Here is a 3,758-nt window from a genome sequence, read left to right as displayed (position 1 = left end):
CAAAAGACAAAAAATCTTATCCTACACCGCCGAAATGTAGGATAAGACAACCTCCCCCTCTGAAACCTGTATTACGGGACAACGGTCAGACCGATTTCCAAAATGCCTTCGGACCGGACAAAACTCTATGGCTACGCTATAGGCTATAGCCTTTTCAGAAAGTCTCAAATATAGGGCTAATTTCTCACCCGAGGTATTATCCTTAATTATATTATCCTAATAAACCCTCAAGGCTGGTTGAGGTAGTAACGTGAGTTATATTTTTAATTAACAGTTGGAGGGGTTATATGAATATAAAATGGGAGGAGCTAGAACAAGATCTTAAAAATAATGGAAAGATCCGGGGATTCCTAAAAGAACGATTTGGAATGTATAGAACAGAAATAGATAGAGAAATTGAGGGAATTATCAAAAGCATAAAAGAATCTAAGCTACCCAATAATCTTTGGTTATGGGAGAATAAGACAATCCCAGGTATAGAAAAAAGAAATCCTGCGAGAGCCGACTTACTTAAGTTAATCCTTGAGAAAATAAGGAGCCGTGCTGATAAATATGGATTTCTTGATGAGCCAGTGAAGGAAGACAAAAAAGATGAAGCTAAATTTCAAGAGATATCAGATCAACTTAGCGGAATAATTGGCAGAGTAACCATTACAAGAAACACCCCAGCTACTCCATATGACTTTTATTTCTGGCTAAAATCAGACACTGATATCCACATAGAACCTGGAGAATTTATTGAAGTAAACCTTGCAGATACTAAAATAGCTATTGCTACAGTGGAAGAAATATATTCTGTTTCTGATAGAGAAACGCCGATTTCCGACTTTTACGGTTTTAGTTACGGACAGCCAGAAGAAGAACCTCCAACGGAAATTCCTGTTATAAGAGTTGGAAAGGCAAGGATTATCCACAGAGATGATGGTATACAAGCTCCTTTTATCAAGAGCCACACAATAAGAAAATCTATGGCAAGTAATATTCAACGTGTCCTTCAGAACATGGTTAAGCCTGAAAACAGAGTCTTGCTTGGTTTTGTAGAAGATGGGTTTTCTACTCTTGTACCGGTATATGGAGATTATGAATATATATTTGGATACAAGGCTGCTCACGTGAATATTACCGGAAAATCTGGCGTAGCCGGTAAAACAAGCTATGCTCTGTTTTTAATTGCTTCTGCTTTATCCAAATCCAAACAGGACGAGACAAAGTCTCTAGCAGTAGTAGGCTTTAATGTCAAAGAAAAAGACTTACTAGCAGTAAAGAACTTTGAATTTAACAGTTTAGACGATGCAATATCGGAACTTGAAAAAATGCCGGAATACAAAGACGATGCTTCCATGTGGGATAAAGCAAAAGAGGAGGGTGTAGACCCGATAAAAATCTTCAAGGAACATTCTCGTATTTTTGAACCGGCAAAAGATTACTCTTATGGATTGCAGGATTTACTAGAAAGAGGACCTTATGTGTTTTTATCTCTGTTTGATATCTCAGATATAGATGATAAGTTTGAATCTCTCATTCTAAGTATTGCTGAACAGTATAAAGATAATAATACGAGTTTCATGAAACTAATAAATGACCTTAATTCGAAGCTTAGAAACCACAGAGATAACCAACATATAAATATATCATATACAACCCACCACGTCAGCACAGTTCAGAAATTTCTAAACCGTCTTAATAAAATTTTACATAGTAAGGTTGTGGAGAAAGAAAAACCAAAGGGGCATCCTCTAAATATTTACAATATAGAAGCGGGTGATTTTTGGATAGTAGACATAAATCCTTTGAAGGACAATGAAAAGAGAATGGTGTTCTTTTCTATTCTTTCTGATCTATCTTCTATCCTAGAAAGCAAAAAACAAGGAGATCCAGATTTAAGAACTTTTCCTTCAAGAGTAGCTATATTCGTAGATGAATTAAACAAATTCGCTCCTTCTACAAGGGGTGCATACTCTCCAATTAAAAACTTCTTAATTGAAATTGCAGCCCGCGGGAGAAGTATAGGTTTATCTCTTATAGGTGCAGAACAGTTTGCTTCTCAGATAGATGAGGAAATATTAGGTAACTGCTCCACCTACCTTATAGGTAAAACTGACAATGTAGAACTTTCAAACAAGTTCTACAAAAAATTGCCTGAAGGACTGCAAAAGCGTGTAGAGAATTTAAGAGCTGGGCAATTGGTATTAATTCACGAAGCGATAAAGGTTCCCATTTTCATAAGGTATCCCATACCTTTACATAGAGTTGGAGAATAAAGCAATGGCGAAAAGTAGATGGTTAATTCCACATTGCGTATTAGAAGAAGAGGGTAAACCTCTTTATGATCAAACAGACATATACTATGAAAAAAGTTCTCTAAGACATGAAGTTGTTGATCTTACTAGTCCTCCATCCTTTAGTTTTAACATTTTCATAGATGGAACTATGCGATTGTATAATGTGGGAACAGCGAGACCTTATACGCCATTATACCTTGCGGTAGTTTCGGCTGCTACCTTAAGAAGAGAAGGTAGAAAGTTATTCAATACAAACATATCTAGTAGTTTATACTTACTTTTATTTCCTTTTCAAACATACAGAGAATACTTACAAGAAGCACAAACTGAAGTTTCATATGCAGATGTTGAGAATTTCATAAATCAGATTAGTCGATGGTTCAATGCTAGAGGACTCCAGAGTTTTAAGGAAGATGACCTTGACTATACGAGAATAGGCGGGAGAGAGATTTTTAAACATAAAAATTGTCTCATTATCTGTGATATTTCCAAGAGAGGTGTTGTTCAAAAGGGCAATTATTTAATCTCCAGGGAAGACTTGTTCAATCCTCAAAAAATAAAGGAGGCTGCAAAAGCAAGGGTTAGACGTATTATGGAATTACTTGAGTTTAGATGTTTACTGGAAGCAAGCGACAGTTTCAGTGATTATTATATTTTAAAGGATGGATTGATAGATAGATACAACAGAGTAAAACATATTTTCGGTATTGATAAACAAACTTATCAGGCTATGCTGATGAATGTGGTGGGCTTTATAAAATATCCAAGAAAAATCCCTGCCGAAGTAAGAATTAACATGTTAAGCCTGAGTGAATCTCAATATTATAGATGGGTAGGAAGACCTGAAGATGATGAAGACGACGAAAGCAATCTGTATCCTTCACCCGATTACAATGAACTCTTTGATTTTGCACTGTTGAGATTTAGAAGATTACCTAACTTTCTTGATACTCCAATAGGGATTGTAAAACTTCAGACTTTAAAAAGGGAACACAACAAAGATGATTTGAAAGAAATTGTAAAAGCGGTTTTACGAGAAAGGTATCCCCTTCCCTCAGATCATAGGCGGATTTATTCTGAACCTTTTCCTATTGAAGAGGCAGAAAAAGTAGCTAAAGCACAATTGCCATCTGAGGACAGAATTAGAGGCTTGGTGTATTCTCTTATGTAATAGCTTGTAAATCGCCGTGCATCGGCTTTCCAAATTTTCTTAATCTCTAGTATTTCCTCTGGTCTTAGAATTTGTAATCCAGTATGCTTTTCTAATTCTAATACCTTTTCCAAGATTTTCTTTCGTGCTTCAAGAGAAAGTACGCCTTTATTGTTTGTCGCTGGTTGTCCATTGCGACGGAATGGAAGTCTGTTTTGGGGATTATCGCAGAAATTTACCAACCAATTCCTAAATTCATAAAGCTTTTTAAGAACCTCATTGTTTACAGCTTGATTTCTAAGCGTCTTATCATCCCTTACCACAGT

General features: G+C 36.1%; 2 protein-coding genes. Both read left to right on the top strand.

Annotation, left to right across the window (positions count from 1 at the left end; translation table 11 throughout):
- Window positions 1-287: 287 nt before the first annotated feature.
- Window positions 288-2,261, top strand: coding sequence for an ATP-binding protein (locus JHC30_03760; protein ID MCI4463269.1), 1,974 nt, complete (start codon window positions 288-290; stop codon window positions 2,259-2,261).
- A 4-nt stretch (window positions 2,262-2,265) separates the two neighbouring features.
- A complete protein-coding gene (locus JHC30_03755) occupies window positions 2,266-3,453 on the top strand; it encodes a hypothetical protein (protein ID MCI4463268.1) in 1,188 nt (395 codons plus the stop codon).
- Window positions 3,454-3,758: the final 305 nt, after the last annotated feature.

The sequence above is a fragment of the Caldisericum sp. genome (assembly GCA_022759145.1).
Taxonomy (GTDB): domain Bacteria; phylum Caldisericota; class Caldisericia; order Caldisericales; family Caldisericaceae; genus Caldisericum.
The sequence above is the reverse complement of the archived record's forward strand: the minus strand, read 5'-3'. Positions and strand labels throughout refer to the sequence as shown.